Annotated in this window: 14 protein-coding genes and 4 pseudogenes; 11 read left to right on the top strand and 7 right to left on the bottom strand. The window is 36.7% G+C overall.

Annotation, left to right across the window (positions count from 1 at the left end; all coding sequences use genetic code 11):
- Positions 1-91: 91 nt before the first annotated feature.
- Positions 92-517, top strand: coding sequence for a type II toxin-antitoxin system PemK/MazF family toxin (locus AC6CIB_RS13800; protein ID WP_498281550.1), 426 nt, complete (start codon positions 92-94; stop codon positions 515-517).
- 261 nt (positions 518-778) lie between these two features.
- On the opposite strand, the pseudogene AC6CIB_RS13795 reads toward AC6CIB_RS13800, so the two are convergent.
- Both AC6CIB_RS13795 and AC6CIB_RS13790 read right to left on the bottom strand, forming a co-directional pair.
- A pseudogene (locus AC6CIB_RS13795) lies at positions 779-940 on the bottom strand (recombinase family protein); the annotation flags it as partial.
- A gap of 97 nt (positions 941-1037) precedes the next feature.
- A pseudogene (locus AC6CIB_RS13790) lies at positions 1038-1849 on the bottom strand (AAA family ATPase).
- A gap of 205 nt (positions 1850-2054) precedes the next feature.
- Between AC6CIB_RS13790 and AC6CIB_RS13785 the strand changes: the two are divergent.
- Positions 2055-2174: pseudogene (locus tag AC6CIB_RS13785) on the top strand (Mu transposase C-terminal domain-containing protein); the annotation flags it as partial.
- Between the two features lie 249 nt (positions 2175-2423).
- On the opposite strand, the pseudogene AC6CIB_RS13780 reads toward AC6CIB_RS13785, so the two are convergent.
- Positions 2424-3182 (bottom strand): annotated as a pseudogene (locus tag AC6CIB_RS13780) (TnsB C-terminal domain-containing protein); the annotation flags it as partial.
- 76 nt (positions 3183-3258) lie between these two features.
- Positions 3259-3813, bottom strand: a complete 555-nt coding sequence (locus tag AC6CIB_RS13775; protein ID WP_498281548.1) for a recombinase family protein — start codon at positions 3811-3813, stop codon at positions 3259-3261.
- 568 nt (positions 3814-4381) lie between these two features.
- Here AC6CIB_RS13775 and AC6CIB_RS13770 point away from each other — a divergent pair.
- The 6 genes from AC6CIB_RS13770 (at position 4382) to AC6CIB_RS13745 (ending at position 9305) form a co-directional block, all read left to right on the top strand.
- The gene (locus tag AC6CIB_RS13770) at positions 4382-4600 is read left to right on the top strand and encodes a hypothetical protein (RefSeq protein ID WP_347550032.1); all 219 of its coding nucleotides are present in this window, start codon (positions 4382-4384) and stop codon (positions 4598-4600) included.
- Entirely contained in the window at positions 4567-5145 is a 579-nt protein-coding gene (locus tag AC6CIB_RS13765) for a TetR/AcrR family transcriptional regulator (RefSeq protein WP_347550031.1), read from the top strand. The genes AC6CIB_RS13770 and AC6CIB_RS13765 overlap by 34 nt, the downstream gene beginning before the upstream one ends.
- A 379-nt stretch (positions 5146-5524) precedes the next feature.
- Positions 5525-6223, top strand: a complete 699-nt coding sequence (locus AC6CIB_RS13760; protein WP_498281546.1) for an SDR family oxidoreductase — start codon at positions 5525-5527, stop codon at positions 6221-6223.
- A gap of 395 nt (positions 6224-6618) precedes the next feature.
- Positions 6619-7611, top strand: coding sequence for an NADP-dependent oxidoreductase (locus AC6CIB_RS13755; protein WP_347550029.1), 993 nt, complete (start codon positions 6619-6621; stop codon positions 7609-7611).
- A gap of 322 nt (positions 7612-7933) precedes the next feature.
- The gene (locus tag AC6CIB_RS13750; protein WP_498281544.1) at positions 7934-8077 is read left to right on the top strand and encodes a hypothetical protein; all 144 of its coding nucleotides are present in this window, start codon (positions 7934-7936) and stop codon (positions 8075-8077) included.
- Between the two features lie 622 nt (positions 8078-8699).
- Entirely contained in the window at positions 8700-9305 is a 606-nt protein-coding gene (locus tag AC6CIB_RS13745) for a DUF4352 domain-containing protein (protein WP_498281542.1), read from the top strand.
- 106 nt (positions 9306-9411) lie between these two features.
- On the opposite strand, the gene AC6CIB_RS13740 is transcribed toward AC6CIB_RS13745, so the two are convergent.
- From AC6CIB_RS13740 to AC6CIB_RS13730, 3 genes are all read right to left on the bottom strand, one after another.
- Positions 9412-9726, bottom strand: coding sequence for a hypothetical protein (locus AC6CIB_RS13740; RefSeq protein ID WP_498281540.1), 315 nt, complete (start codon positions 9724-9726; stop codon positions 9412-9414).
- Between the two features lie 14 nt (positions 9727-9740).
- Positions 9741-10385: a hypothetical protein gene (locus tag AC6CIB_RS13735; RefSeq protein WP_498281538.1), complete on the bottom strand. Its 645-nt coding sequence runs from the start codon at positions 10383-10385 to the stop codon at positions 9741-9743.
- A 491-nt stretch (positions 10386-10876) separates the two neighbouring features.
- Positions 10877-12514: a recombinase family protein gene (locus AC6CIB_RS13730; protein WP_498281536.1), complete on the bottom strand. Its 1638-nt coding sequence runs from the start codon at positions 12512-12514 to the stop codon at positions 10877-10879.
- Positions 12515-12622: 108 nt separating this feature from the next.
- On the opposite strand from AC6CIB_RS13730, the gene yqfC reads away from it, so the two are divergent.
- The 3 genes from yqfC to AC6CIB_RS13715 are packed head-to-tail and all read left to right on the top strand — an operon-like array spanning position 12623 to position 15069.
- Entirely contained in the window at positions 12623-12907 is a 285-nt protein-coding gene (gene yqfC / locus AC6CIB_RS13725; protein WP_498281534.1) for a sporulation protein YqfC, read from the top strand.
- A gap of 11 nt (positions 12908-12918) precedes the next feature.
- On the top strand, positions 12919-14106 hold the full coding sequence (yqfD, locus tag AC6CIB_RS13720; RefSeq protein WP_498281532.1) for a sporulation protein YqfD: 1188 nt from the start codon (positions 12919-12921) through the stop codon (positions 14104-14106).
- Positions 14107-14109: 3 nt separating this feature from the next.
- Entirely contained in the window at positions 14110-15069 is a 960-nt protein-coding gene (locus AC6CIB_RS13715) for a PhoH family protein (protein ID WP_498281530.1), read from the top strand.
- The last annotated feature ends 81 nt before the right edge of the window (positions 15070-15150 follow it).

Raw genomic sequence — 15150 nt, 5'->3', positions numbered from 1 at the left:
TAAATTCCTAATATTGTAAATGTTTTAAATTCAATAAAGGAAAAAGTATACATTTTATAGAATGTAATATTAAGTGAAAGGAGAGGGAATAATGGAAGAAATTAAAAGAGGTGATATATATTGGACTGAACTTTCTCCCGCCTTAGGTTCGGAACAATTCGGCTATCGACCATCTTTAGTAATTCAAAATGATATAGGTAATAAACATTCAACAACAGTAATTGTTGCTATAATTACTTCTAAAATAAAAAAGAAAAAATTACCTACTCATGTATTCTTAGATAAAGAGAAGTACCTTTTGGAAGAGGACTCGATAGTTATGCTAGAACAAATTAGGACTATTGACAAATGGAGAGTTAGAGAAAAGATCACATCACTGGATATGGAAAAAATGCTTGAAGTTGACAATAAAATAGTAAAAAGTTTAGGTGTTGAGTTAGTATCATTGAAAATTGAGGGAAGTAATGAAATTATTACTGTTCCTAAGCAGAAATTATTGGAGTACGGAATAATATAAACCATAATGACTAAATTGGAATTAAATAAAGAAATCTAGTGGGAAGGACATGTGTATAATCTTGTGCAAAAATAAGGCTTGTTTACCTCCTTCTCATGCAGTCTCAGAAATATTTTTTTATGCACAATCCCTTGGTGTAAAGGTTTTTAACCTGACGAAACCTTCAGTGAACAATCCCTTTATGCACCAAGCACAACCTTACTTTTTTGAGTATCTATTTATTGATTCTAATGTTTAGAATGAAAAAAAGGCTATCACTAATTAAAGTGTAGCCTTTTTCTTTGCCCTTATTAAGGTACTCTTGCTAATTCCAGTTGTTTCTTCTACCTCTTTATATGAACAGGTTTCTAACAGCTTTACAGCGTGTTCTAGCTGTTTCTTGCTGTACTTGTTAGGTCTTCCTTCTCTAAAGTCCTCACGCTGTCACTTTTGATTTTATTTTGCACATATATTGAGTGTTATTTTGCACTATCTGACAAGTAAAAAATCTATCTTCATTTCAAAAGATAGATTTTTAAATTTACTTGATTCCGATTACTAAACTGTCTCGTGCAGCTTCAACAACTTCTGTTGTTATGGTTTCAAGATTATTAATTTCAAGTATTCTTTCTATCTGAGTGAAAAGTCTCTGTATGAGCCTAAAGTTTCCTCCAGTAATTTTAATGATACTGGTTATTGCTTCATAATCGGAAAAATCTTCTAGTTTTATAGAAAGACCTAATTCTTCCCATTTATACTCCAAAATATGATGGGTTTCATCTTTACTAAGTTTATCAAATTCATGAGCAAATCCAATTCTAGAGTAGAGTTGGGGATATCGAGCTAATCGCTTCTCAATCCCAGGCATTCCAATTAATATCATTGCTATGTCATTTCGATCATAGATATCCCTAAGTTGTTCTAGATTTTGTACTTTTAGTCGATCTATTTCATCGACAATAATCAGATCGATATCTTCATAAGCGTCGGCGGAATATTTTTCTTCTTCTCCTTTAGTGAGTACTTTATACATAGTTCTTACCATATCATTCTGAATCCAATAGTACTAATCTGATCAGTCATTTTAGTCGCTCGTACTGCTGGAGCTGTATAAAAAATTGTTCTTGCTTCAAGTATCTTTTCATCTGCATCTAAGCCTACTTCCTTTGCTGTTTTATAAGCTATTTGTTTTTCGATGGAATCCCAATTTGAATAATATCTTGAGGATAACGTTTTTCCAACACCAGGTAATCCATAACAAATTCCTATATATTTATATTTGATACAGGCATCACAAAACTCTGCAAATCTTTTATATTCTTTTGTTTCAATAAACTTTTGTGTTTTATTCATTGAAATACCTCTTTAGTTTCGACTTTTTGGAATTTGATTTATTCCCCTTTTCCTCCAATTCTTTTTGTTTTGACAAGGCAACTTCTGCAACAGTATTTCCAGAATCAAGTTGTTTCCTTAGATTGTTCCGTATTTTATTTCGTGCTGAAACAATATCCTTTAAATCTACTGTATAATCGGAAATTTCAGGGGAAATAGCCGTACACACTTCCAAGGACTAAGATATATAGATACAAACCTAGCTGCATACGTTGGTGAAACAGTCATTATTCGTTATGATCCAAGGGATATTGCGGAGATCCGAGTGTTCTATCAAGATAAATACTAATAAATCAAGACTTTCCAAACTCTCAGGCATATTGGGAAGAAATCCAGAATTATTCCATGCATGTATCGGTTCTTTTTTTGTTGTACCATGAACCCTATGGTGATAGTTAAATATGATGAAATTCAATAATTTTTCATCTAACTCCTTAAGGGTAAGATGTGAAGCGTCAGACTGATTCCCCAAATAACCGGGTAAATCTTCGAGAAACAATTGATTAATGGTTAAAAAGAATCTTTCTATTTTCCCTCGCCCTCTTGGAACACCGATTGCAGAAAAGACTAGGTTAAATTTTAAATCAATTGCTACTTGCTCCATATGGTTGGACGTAAAATCACTTCCATGGTCCGTATAAAACATTTCAGGGATACCACATATTTGCCAATCGGGATTACTTTTTCTCCATATTGCTTGGTGTAAGACCAAAGATGTATGTATGGCAGAGGGGTTTTCAAAAGTTAAAAAGTATCCAGCGATTGCTCGGCTATAATCATCTAAAATGATTGTTAGCCAAGGTCTTTCTGGTTTTCCTTTTTCATTTAAAACTATAATATCTAACGGGGTATGGTCTGCTTGCCAAATTTCATTGGGATAGCTTGCTTCTCTTCGATGAATTAAATCATATTGATTGTCGTATGCTTTTTTGCCATCATGCGCTAACTTTTTCAAGCTTGGCGAAAGGGACTGCGATACCTTATACACTTTATAATAACTCGGTTCTTGCCAGCCTTTTTTCCGACATTGCTCACAGGTCATTCGATGAATAGACGTTAATGAATTCCTTTTGTACTTCAATATCAATTGTTCAATCGAAGCGACAATTTCCGGCTCTAAATGTATTTTTCCAGCATCATTTCTCGTTTTTCGAATTAAACCTTTTAATCCAAATTGTTTATAGTCCCGAATCCAGTATTGTAGCGTTCTTTTTGCAATGCCGGTTTCTTCTGTAATGACAGTTAATGTTTTTTCGTCGGTAAGATAAGGCGCAATGATTTTATACTTTACCATCGCTGCTTGTCGTTGTTCTTCTGAGTACGCTGTTAATGGAGGATGTTCATTTTGCATAGACATCAACCCTTCCGATTTACTGTTTTTCTAAATAGCGATAAATCGTAGTGCGAGACACACCCCACTTTTCCGCAACATCTTTAATCGGTGTGCCACTTTCAATTAAAGCTTTCATCATTTCAATATCTTTTAATCCATACTTCTCCGGGCGTCCACCTAGACGCCCACGTGCTTTTGCGGCTGCTCGTCCAGCAGCAGAGCGCTCCTCAATCAAATTACGTTCAAATTCCGCAAACGCTGCGAACAAGTGAAACATTAATTGCCCTGTCGCATTGCTTTTGTCCATTGTTATGTTTTCTTGTAGACTATGAAAGCCAATACCTCGTTCATTTAAGCTGTTCACAATTTGAATCAAATCGTGCATGTTACGTCCTAGTCGGTCCAATCGCCAAACAACAATTGTATCGCCTTTACGTGCATACTGAAGTACTTCTTCTAAACCGGGACGTTGTTTTTTTGTACCACTCATTTTATCATGAAAAATTTTCGCACAACCGTGTTGCGTTAAAGCATCTGATTGTAAATCCAAATTTTGTAATCCTGTTGACACACGTGCATATCCAATTAACACCAAAATCACTCTTTTCTCATTTTTCCTTATATTCCATTGTAACATAAGATAAATAATAATAGGTTAATACACATAGAATAATGAACGGAGTTTTGTTACATTTTAAGTGATAAAAAGCGCTCATTTCGAAGTGCAAGGAGCGTGTTCAGAAAAGGGCGAGTTTTGTTACAATGACTTCAATTATTCACTATATATGCTTATTGTTTGAGGGGCATTTTCTCCTCTTTTTTTTGTAGGAATAAATGAATTTAATTACTTATACGAATTAAACCTAAAGGGTTGATGTTAACACTTAACATTACTGGTTTTTATTTTTGAAACCGTTGATTACAGCCATCGAATTGAGCCAGTTCGGACATCAAGAGAGCCACTACCAAAAGGTAGTGGCATGAAACAGACTATTCTTTAATGCCATGGTTGTAGTTGGATATGTAAGGTTGATGCCCGGGTGGAGGGTCCCGAATTGTAGAGGAACAAGAAGTCAGGGACTATATCTATCAATACTTGAAATCAGCCACTATAACCATCATTAAATAACGGGTGCGATAGTAAAATTAAGGGAGGACCTATGAAAATAGAAGAAAAAAATGACTTAGTTATTATTGATGACTTTGACTTTGAAGGTTTTATCGATAAAGAACAAGGTTGTTCTATTTGTAAATTCAACTTAGTTTACTATGAAGATTTTGATGCTTATTTTCTTTACCGATCGTTCTCAATATGTTATATTTTCGATGGGAGGAGGAAAATAGAATGGCAAGAAGCAAAGAATTCGAAGAGAACGTAGTATTAGACAAGGCGATGAAGCTCTTTTGGGCACAAGGTTATGAGAAGACATCCTTGACCGATCTGGTCGAGCATATGGGAATCCATCGCAGAAGTTTATATGACACATTTGGCGACAAACATACGCTGTTTTTGAAAGCTATGGATCGATTTCGCGATAAAGTCAGAGCTGAGCTTACGGGAGAAGTTAAACGCTCCAAAACTGCAGCGGAGGCTCTTCACTTTATTTTTAGTTTCATGATATATGGTGAAGAGAACTCGCCTTCAGGCTGTTTAATGGTAAATTCGGCGGTGGAATTGGCAATGCGCGATGCCGACGTGGATTCAAAGTCCACTGAATCGTTCACACTATCAGAGCAGCTACTCAAGGATATTATTCTGTGGGGGCAGGAGGAGGGAGAATTTACCTCAGATTACGATGGCGGCGAACTGGCGGAACATCTGCATACTGTATGTGTTGGGTTAAGGGTAATGACAAGAACCTCCATTCCAAAAGAAAAACTACACGGTATAGCCAATTTATCCATAAAACTTTTAGATAAATAATTATTTTATTCTTAGAATAATAGTTCCTATATGAGTAAGTCTGAGCTGTAGTAAAGCTTACTCCTAAGAAGATATCATTGCTTATGGATTTTTTAGAATGATCAGATCGTTCTCGTATATGAATCTTTCCTTGCTTAAGCTTTCTCCATGAAGGGATCATTCTTTTGTGCTTTTTAGAATGGTCGTTCTCGTATATAAGTCTTGCCTTACTTAAAGCTCTCTCCATAAAGGGATTTTGTGCTTTTTAGAATGACCATTCCCATATAATGAGACTCGCCTATGTCCAAAACTTTTCCTTAAGGAAATCATTGCTTGCGTAGTTTTGAGGAGGAAGACATTTTGTTGTACCAAAATTAAATAATAAAAGGAGCACATAAAAATGAAAATTTCTGAACAAGTCGCATTTGTCACCGGCGCGAACCGAGGTTTTGGACGCCATTTAGCACTTGAACTTCTATCCAGAGGGGCTAAGGTTTATGCTGGTGCAAGAAATCCGGAGTCCATTGACATTCCCGGTGTAATTCCTGTAAAGCTTGATATTACCAACCCTCAAGAGGTAGCTGCAGCCGCTATGGCAGCTAAGGATGTTACGCTTTTGATCAACAATGCAGGATCGTCTACAGGTGCTTCTTTGATTGACGGTGATCTCGATAAAATACATTTGGAGTTTAATACGCATTTCTTTGGCACACTTTCCACGGTTCGTACTTTTGCACCGATTCTATCAAATAATGGGGGAGGATCGATTCTGAATATTCTTTCCGCATTATCTTGGGTTAGTTCGGGATCTGTTGGCGCTTATACGGCTGCAAAGGCGGCAGAGTGGGCATTGACGAACGACCTACGTTTAAATCTCTATCCTCAAAATGTGAGAGTAGCTGGATTACATGTAGGCTTCATGGAGACAGACATGACGTCGAGCTTAGAAGTTCCCAAATCCAACCCTGAGGATATCGCAAAAATTGCTATTGATGGATTAGAATCCGACAGCTTTGAAATTGTTGCTGATGACGTGAGCCGAAAGATCCAAAGAGATTTTGCCGGTGGTGTATCTGCGATATACCCACATCTCTCCTAATACAAATTACTAATTCAGTGATTTGTCCAAGATTTCAAACAAAAGGTAAAAGGACACGTTCCACAATGAGCTGACGTTGTTACCGTAGGAACTTGGTTAATCTCAAACCTTGATTTGGTGGAACGTTTAAAAGTTGGCGCACTATTGAACGAACCTGACCGAAATACAATGTATGCTGGCGGGGCGGAAGGATATATCGATTATCCTTCTATGAAACAATAACTGGCATATAAACAGCAGGAATGATTAATGAAACTTTCCCATATCTATTCAAGTTTTGGGGGAGTTTCATAATGTTTGCGTTTAAAGAGAATGATGAAGTTTCAGGATATCTTGTTTTTACAATAAAATCAGGAATTTACTAGTAATTAATGTAGAGAGGCAGGTGTTTTGGCGTGAGAGCATTTGTAATAGAAGGATATAAAAAAGATCCTACTTTTATTGAACGACCAATGCCCAGAATAAGAGATAATGAGGTGTTAGTGGAAATACATGCAGCGAGTATAAACCCCCTTGATGCAAAAATACGTAAAGGCGAATTAAAACTTTTGTTGCAATACGACATGCCTTTAACATTAGGGAACGATTTTAGTGGAACCATTATCGAAGTTGGTAAAGGGGTAACCAAATTTAATGTGGGTGATGAAGTTTACGGTCGTCCTCGTTCAGAAAAGATGGGTACATTTACAGAATATCTATCTGTTCATGAAGCAGATATTGCTTTAAAACCTAAAAACCTTAGTTTTGAAGAAGCAGCTTCTATCCCTTTAGTTGGATTAACTTCATACCAAGCACTTCACGATATATTGAGTGTGAAAAACGGTCAAAAAGTTCTCATTCATGCTGGCTCAGGCGGCGTAGGAACTTTTGCTATACAACTAGCAAAAGAAATGGGAGCGTATGTTGCAACAACTTCTAGCGAAGGAATTGAATTAACCAAATCACTTGGAGCAGATAAAATTATTAATTATAAATCTGTGAATTTCGAAGACGTCATAAAAGATTATGACGCAGTAATTGATAGTGTTGGAGGTGAAACATTAGAGAAGTCATTTTTGACAGTAAAAAAAGGGGGTAAAATTGTTTCTATCGCTGGAACTCCGAATGGTCGTTTCGCAAAAGAAATGGGACTTGGTCTAATTAAGAAAATAATTCTCTCATTAGCCAGTTCAAAAATAACTGGATTGGAAAAAAAGTATGATATAAAATACACCTTTCTTTTTATGAAACATAGTGGGCAACAGTTAGATATTTTATCAGAACTTTTAGAAGCAGGAACAGTGAAACCAACAATTGACCGAGTGTTTCCTTTTGAAGAAGCTAAACATGCTTTAGCGTATACAGAGACAGGTAAAGCTAAAGGGAAAGTAATTCTTAAGTTAAGGTGATACTGAGTGTCTGAATGAGCACTAGCACTATAAAAAAGTTACCTTACTAATACAAATGTTCTTAAACTAACGGGTTAGCGTTAGTGCAAGAAGCTAGTTTCCTTTTAGTACCTAATACCTATCGATTCTTTCTTCAACAATCAGGCGCGATTGCTGAACAATGAGCAGTAGCTTTTTTACTCGAATAGTTCTATAAATGATTGAATGTAAATAATTAAGAAACCCAGCTAATCTTCTAATGTGAAGGTAGCTGGGTTTTTAAAGTTGGATGTGCAAAATAAAACTCAAAATATACGCAAATTATCGGTCAAAGTGACAAAAAATGGAACTAATTTATTTACAAATGATGTTCATTGTTTTAGGTGGAATAGTAGCTATCTTTGGTGGACTAGCCTTTCACGTCATTAGAATATATTTTCTCATCAAGAAGAATGTAGGGGCTGGAAAAGGGGTTAAGAGGGGCTAAGAAAGAAGGGAAGAGGGGCTAGGGTATAAAAACAACTATAAACAATCAGCACAGCCCTCTATAAGCCCTGTACAAGCCCATATACGGGTACATAACAAAGGTAAGATAAAGGATAGCACCAGCACTACTATGAGGCACAAGACAGCAGAGGAACAGCAATAAAGCAAGAGAAACACACGAACAAAAGAAGAAAAGATATGATAGAAGTAATACACTATTAGGACGATTTAAAGGTAAAGATCAGTAGTAACGTGAGTGGACTGAAAGGGGTATATAGGGGGACGGGGGTATCTAGGGTGCTGGTCTGGTCTCTGTAAAATATACGTACCAGTTTTGAATTCTTTTCAGGTGAGGCGTATTGCTGACGTTTTTAATGCAATTAACTTATCAACCCAATATCGTATTACGTCAGCATTGCTGAAAGCCTTATATAGAAAGGGGTCGTTCAGGAATTTTCATATTTAGTTATCTAATATAACCTTATAAATTATTAAGTCCTGTTTCTAAAATACTACTATCTAAACATATTTTTCTATTTATCAGGAAATCACCTACCAAATACTTTACATTCATGTTACAATTATTACTGTAATTATTAAACTTATTTGGGGGAATAAAACATATGGCAAAAGAAAAAGTAAAGAAACCATTCTACAAGAAATGGTGGGTATGGTTACTGGCTGTAATCATCATTGGAAGTATCGCTACAAGTGGTGGAGAAGATACAGCAAATGATACAGCTTCTTCTACTGAGGCTGAGACGACTTCTGCTGAACCTAAGGAAGAAAAGAAGGAAGAGGCTAAAAAGGAAGAAAAGAAAGCCTTTGCTGTTGGGGACGAGGTTAAAGTCGGTAAACTTACTTATACTGTGAACGGTGTGGAAGAGACTCAAACTATCAGTTCTGTAATGGGTGACAAAACTACTGAAGGTAAGTATGCAATTGTAGATATGTCAATTAAGAACGGTGACAAGAAGGCACGTTTTATTGACGGTGAAATGTTCCGTATTAAGACTGCTGACGGTACCGAGTATTCAAGTGATGCTGAATTAGATATGTACGTTAATGATGGTGGTATTGGTTTCTTCTTAGAGGAAATTAACCCTAATTTATCTAAATCAGGTAAAGTAGTATTTGAACTTCCTAATGAGGCTGCTGAGTACAGTCTACAAGTTTCAAGTGGCTTTGGTTGGTCAGGTGGAAAATACGAGAATATCAAGTTGAAATAATGCTAATGCTGAGGTGAATTCCTCAGCTTTTTTTGTTTTTAGGGCAAAGTAAAAAGCCCTCACCAGTTAAAGGTAAGGGCTATATTTAAGGGAGGGAAATATTCTATTAAGCGTTAAACTCAGCAGATACTTGCTTAGCTAGTCCAACTTTCTCAGTACGTTCTTTTTCTTCCTGTTCAATCTGTTTAACCAACTTTTCTTTAACCCCACTGTCAGCCATTTGTCTTAGCATAGCCTCACCGATCTCTTTATCCTTCACAGGTGAAGTCTCTATAACGTTTCCAGCTTCATTCTGTAAAGCAAGACCTAAGTTTAAAGCCATGACAGGTGGCAAGTCTTTCAATACCTCAGTGTTACCTTTTCTTAGTTCAGCTAGGATTTCACTTTTCACAAATTGAGTAGCTGTCATTAAGTTTGCCATTATTATTCCACGTCCTATTCAATTTTGTTTACTTCTTCTACTTGCATATGTTTAGGCTTATTAGGTTTGTAACCACGTCCAGCACTAAATACTTCATTCTTAGAAACAACAGAATCACTATACCAGCCAAACGCTGGAACATACTGATCTTGGTTAAAGACATACTCTAAACGAGGGAACTCTTTTCTTACAGCCTCTTCCTCAAACACCTCATAAATGTCCTCAGAAATGCCTCTATATTGTTGTTGCATTTGTATACCAATTTCACTGATTTCTTTAAGCATTAGGTACTTGTATTTTTTAACAATCTCACTAGAACCATATCCAATTCTATTACCAGCGTCCTGTCTAATTGCTTGACGATAAATAGGTGTGAACTCTAACTTTAGTGCTGTACGTTCCTCAGCTAGTTCCTCTAAGAGTACCTTAATGATTTCAGTCTTTTGAACAATCTCTTTAGCTTGTATCTTTAAATAAACCATTTCGGATACAGTAGAACTTTCCTGGTCTAAGAGATTGGCTGTCATTTCTTCTTGTAGTACATGTAATTCTGCATTTAGTTCTCGTTCCTGTTGGTCAAGCTGTTCAGCCTTAGCCTTGTACTCAGCTACGACCTTTTTAGTTTCTGTAAATAAGTCTCTTACTTTTACTTGTTCCATACCTTAAAAACCCCCAAAAAGAATTTCTTTCATTAACAGTAACAACAGTGCAAGTGTAACCATTACTTGTAACCCCTTTGTTCCTTCATTTCGATTATTTTTCGGATACTAGCTAGTTCAATGTTAGAAACCCTTAATCGCTTATTAGCATCCTTGAATTTACTTTCATAGTAGGGCGTAAAGGTTAGTTGTCCTTTTTCTAACTTTGCAATAGTACTGTGGTCTACGCCCATAAACTCAGCAAATTGAAGTAGTGTTTTGTTTCTTAAATGTCTAACATGCTTAATATATCTGTGGTCAAACTCTTGATTATATGGCAATCGTGAATTTACCGTATACATAATTTTCACCCTTTCTGTTAGTACTAAAAATTAGAATTGAAAATTCAAATAAAAAAGGCATAGCTGAATGCTATACCTTAAATTGAGATGAGTTCTTCTATTATATAGTGTAAGAAATCAGGGGGTGATACAGGGTGATTTTAAATATTTTCATTTTGGTTTAATCGAGACTTTTATGAAGTCTCCTTTTTCTGTATCTACATAACCATCTTCATATAGAATAGTTTCTTCATTATATCTTTGATAATATAACTTATCCAAAATTAACTTTAGTAATCGATTCATTTCTTCTATGTCCTCAGGTTCTACTTTAAAGGAAGGTGCATTAGTTAACTCACTACCCATAACAAATAATTTACCATCGTACTTATCAGAAATTTTTCTAATATCGGATAACCATTCTAGCTTAGTTTCGTATTGCATAGATATAGCTTCCTTATTAGATAACTCTATCTTTTCTTCCACTTCATTTATTACGGTACTGATTTTTGTTAATTCATTTTCCACTTCTGATTTATCTTCAAGATATTCTTCACGTGTCATATCTCCATCAGTATAGATATTTCTGATACGTTTTGCCTTCTTAGTTAACTTCTCCTTTTCTGAACTTAACAAGGTAAGTTGGTTACGTAAATTTTCGATGTTTTTGGAAGTGTGATCTGCATCATTTAACAAACTATCCCATTCATGACGAAACTGTCTTTCAATAATAGATAACTCTTCCCAAAAAGCTTCAATTATCTTATATTCTGCAATACCCCTATTTCCGCAATTACATGCTTTAACGAAGACCTTGTCCTTTTGCTTACTATCCTTCTTGAATTGCATCTTTAATCCACAAGGACAATAAACTAAATCTTTTAATATTGTAATTACCTTACCTCTAGAACGTGTACGCTTAACCAATCCATCAATTCCACCACTGATACGACTTTTAACAGCTTCCTGTACTTGTTGAAACTCAACAGGTGTTACTATCCCTTCGTGGGCATCATTTACGATTATTGTCTCAATAACTTTCTTAAGTTTATTCTTTACCTGATATGAAATAGTTCCTTTATAAACAGGATTCTTAAGAATAGTATCTACATGACTAATTCCAAACGGTTTACCTGGGTGTATTGTTTCAGCCTTTTTACCGTTTTGAATTTTATAAGAACGTGTACGATAACCGACAAGTTTATTTACAATTGTAGCGATACCGTATCCAGCTAATGCGTATTCAAATATCATTCTAACGACTTTGGATTCCTTTTCTTCGATAACCAGTTTCTTTGTTTTAGGGTTTCGTACATAACCAAATGGCGTTACCCCTTGAACCCATTCACCTCTCAACGAACCTTCCCGCTTACCTCTTTTATAACGCTTCGTAATCAACCTTAATTCTTGTGATGCCATTACACCTTGGACATCAAACATAAACCTATCGTCTGAATTTAAATCATATGAACGTTCTGGAGTAAGTAATGGTATTTCATAGTCTGCTAAAGTGTCGGCAATCTCTTGTGATGCACCAAGTTTACGTGACAGCCTGTCAGTTGATACAACAAATACAGCATCCAATAAACCTGCTTTAACATCGTTTAGTAACTTAGTTAACTCAACACGTTCACTAATATCTTTAGCCCCAGAAATAACTTCCTCATATATCTTGTATTGGTAGCCACGTTCATTACAGTAGCGTTCACCAATAATTCTATGTGACAGTAGGGTGTCTTTTCCTTCACCCGCTTCTCGAGAGATGCGTAACAGGATACCGACATTCTTTATATTGGCTGTTATCGTCATAGTAGCCTGACCTCTTTCATATACTTTATTAACACCATTATAACAAGGTATTAAATCACTGTCCATGAATCATTTCATACATATGAGATGAAAGGGGGTTCTTTTTTTATGGCAAAAAGCGTTTTTCGACATATGCGTAAATGGATGACACAGAAAATGGATTTACCTGAAGATGTCATGATGGACCTTCCTCGCGTCACAATGATTGGACAAATTCATATCTATATAGAAAACCATCGGGGTCTGTTAACGTTCACAGATCGAGAGGTACGGCTTCTGCTAAAACAAGGTCAACTTTTAATAAAAGGTGAACAATTTGTCATCAAGATGATTCTTCCGGAAGAAATTCTTCTTCAGGGGAAGATCGTAGAAGTGATCTATTTAGAACAATAGGAGGGACGGATTTGAAGAATCAATGGTTCACCTTTCTAAGGGGAAAGGTATTTGTGAAAATGGAAGGCAGATTAGTTGAGAGGGTCATCAATCAATTGCTTCGTGCCAATATCACGATTTGGAATGTGAAGAGAGCTGGAACTGAGACCATCACCTTTTACTTATCCTTAGAGGATGTACATAACTTCCGAAGAGCGGTTCGAACATCCGAGTGTAAAGTGACATTTCTAAGAGGTCAGGGAGTTCCATTTTTGTTTAAGCGATCCCTGAAGAACTCAGGATTCATGATAGGTGGACTTGCTTTCTTCGTCATCGTCTTCCTGCTTTCCAATATGGTTTGGGACGTTCAAATTAAAGGGGCATCACCTCAAACGGAGCACAGTATTAGAAAAGAGCTGGAAGAAATGGGAGTGTCGAAAGGGAAGTTACAATTCTCCCTGCCGGATGTGGAAAATATCCAACGGGAGCTATCCTACAGAATGAACAATATTACGTGGGTAGGGGTGGAATTGCAAGGGACAACCTTTCACTTCCAAGTGGTTGAGAAGAACGCCCCTGAGCCTTCTGAATCCTCTGGTCTGCAGCATATTGTAGCTAAGAAGAAAGCCATCATCACTCAAATGTTCGTAGAAGAAGGAGATCCCCAGGTGAACGTCAATGACTATGTGAACAAAGGTCAGCTCCTCGTATCCGGTTTGATCGGGAATGAAAAAGATCCTAAAGGGGTACCGGCCAAGGCGAAAATCCTAGGGGAAACATGGTATAAATCTAACGTTAATTTACCGTTAAAATCCCAATTTGTGGTTTTTAGCGGCGATGAAAAAAGAAAACATTATGTCGGAGTCGGCTCTTTCAATATTCCGATTTGGGGATTCGGGAAAGTTGATTATAAAGAGTCCATCGTGGAAGAGAACAAAAAGAACCTTCGTTTCTTGAAATGGGAGCTGCCAATATATTATATTGATAAAAGCTTTAAAGAGAAAGAAGATGTAGAGAGAACTTATACGAAATCAGAAGCCATCGATGCGGCGAAGAAGCTGGCCAAGAGTAATTTGGAGTCCACCCTCCCTGAGGATGCAGAAATCATAGGTGAAAAAATTTTGCAAGAAAAGGTTGAGAATGGTAAAGTTAGGGTAACAATTCACTTCAAAGTATTAGAAAACATTGCAGTAGGACAACCAATTATTCAAGGAGACTAACGAATGTCAGATGAAATCTTAATGAAATTACAACTTGAAAACCCTAATGAAGCCATCGCTTTGTTTGGCGTTTCAGATTCTCACCTAAAATTAATAGAACAGGAATTACACGTTTCAATCGTAACAAGAGGCGAAGAATTGCTGGTTTCAGGTAGGGAAGAAGATGTAAGTCTCGCTCTTGATGTTTCAGATCGACTCGTAGCAGTGATACGTAAAGGAATAAATATAGGCCAAAGAGATGTCCATTATGCACTTGAAATGGGCAAGCAAGGGACACTGGAATACTTTACAGACTTGTACAATGAAGAAATTACGAAAAATGCAAAAGGTAAATCCATCAGGGTGAAAACCCTTGGGCAGCGTCAATACATTCAGGCTATCAAAAAACACGATTTGGTGTTTGGGATTGGTCCGGCAGGTACGGGGAAAACCTATCTTGCTGTGGTGATGGCGGTACATGCGTTGAAAAACGGGCAGGTAAAGAAAATCATTCTCACACGGCCTGCTGTTGAAGCGGGAGAGAGTCTCGGTTTCCTTCCTGGTGACCTGAAGGAAAAAGTGGACCCTTATCTACGTCCCTTATATGACGCTCTGCATGATGTGTTGGGGGCTGAGCATACAGCTCGGTTGATTGAAAGAGGAACCATTGAAATCGCTCCTCTTGCTTATATGAGAGGGCGTACACTGGATGATGCGTTTGTCATCCTCGATGAGGCCCAAAACACAACGAAAGCACAAATGAAAATGTTTTTAACCAGACTTGGCTTTGATTCGAAGATGATTATTACAGGAGATCGCTCTCAAGTGGACTTACCGAGAGGAAGCGAGTCAGGATTGATTTCTTCTGAAAAAATATTAAAAGATGTAAAAGGAGTATCGTTTATTTATCTTGATCAAGCGGATGTGGTTCGTCACCCATTAGTTGCTAAAATAATCGATGCCTATGAAACAATTGAAAAGTAATACAATAAAGAGATTGATCCAATGTGTTCATGCCACCTGTTAATACTGGTGGCACATGCAGGGATCAATCTTTTTTTATAG

The sequence above is a fragment of the Rossellomorea sp. GQ25 genome (assembly GCF_059758515.1).
The sequence above is the reverse complement of the archived record's forward strand: the minus strand, read 5'-3'. Positions and strand labels throughout refer to the sequence as shown.

Excerpts from the sequence above, each read along its gene's own strand:
- AC6CIB_RS13800 (WP_498281550.1), top strand. The coding sequence starts at position 92 with ATGGAAGAAATTAAAAGAGGTGATATATATTGGACTGAACTTTCTCCC.
- AC6CIB_RS13770 (WP_347550032.1), top strand. The coding sequence starts at position 4,382 with ATGAAAATAGAAGAAAAAAATGACTTAGTTATTATTGATGACTTTGAC.
- AC6CIB_RS13765 (WP_347550031.1), top strand. The coding sequence starts at position 4,567 with ATGGCAAGAAGCAAAGAATTCGAAGAGAACGTAGTATTAGACAAGGCG.
- AC6CIB_RS13760 (WP_498281546.1), top strand. The coding sequence starts at position 5,525 with ATGAAAATTTCTGAACAAGTCGCATTTGTCACCGGCGCGAACCGAGGT.
- AC6CIB_RS13750 (WP_498281544.1), top strand. The coding sequence starts at position 7,934 with ATGGAACTAATTTATTTACAAATGATGTTCATTGTTTTAGGTGGAATA.
- AC6CIB_RS13745 (WP_498281542.1), top strand. The coding sequence starts at position 8,700 with ATGGCAAAAGAAAAAGTAAAGAAACCATTCTACAAGAAATGGTGGGTA.
- AC6CIB_RS13740 (WP_498281540.1), bottom strand. The coding sequence starts at position 9,726 with ATGGCAAACTTAATGACAGCTACTCAATTTGTGAAAAGTGAAATCCTA.
- AC6CIB_RS13735 (WP_498281538.1), bottom strand. The coding sequence starts at position 10,385 with ATGGAACAAGTAAAAGTAAGAGACTTATTTACAGAAACTAAAAAGGTC.
- AC6CIB_RS13730 (WP_498281536.1), bottom strand. The coding sequence starts at position 12,514 with ATGACGATAACAGCCAATATAAAGAATGTCGGTATCCTGTTACGCATC.
- yqfC (WP_498281534.1), top strand. The coding sequence starts at position 12,623 with ATGGCAAAAAGCGTTTTTCGACATATGCGTAAATGGATGACACAGAAA.
- AC6CIB_RS13715 (WP_498281530.1), top strand. The coding sequence starts at position 14,110 with ATGTCAGATGAAATCTTAATGAAATTACAACTTGAAAACCCTAATGAA.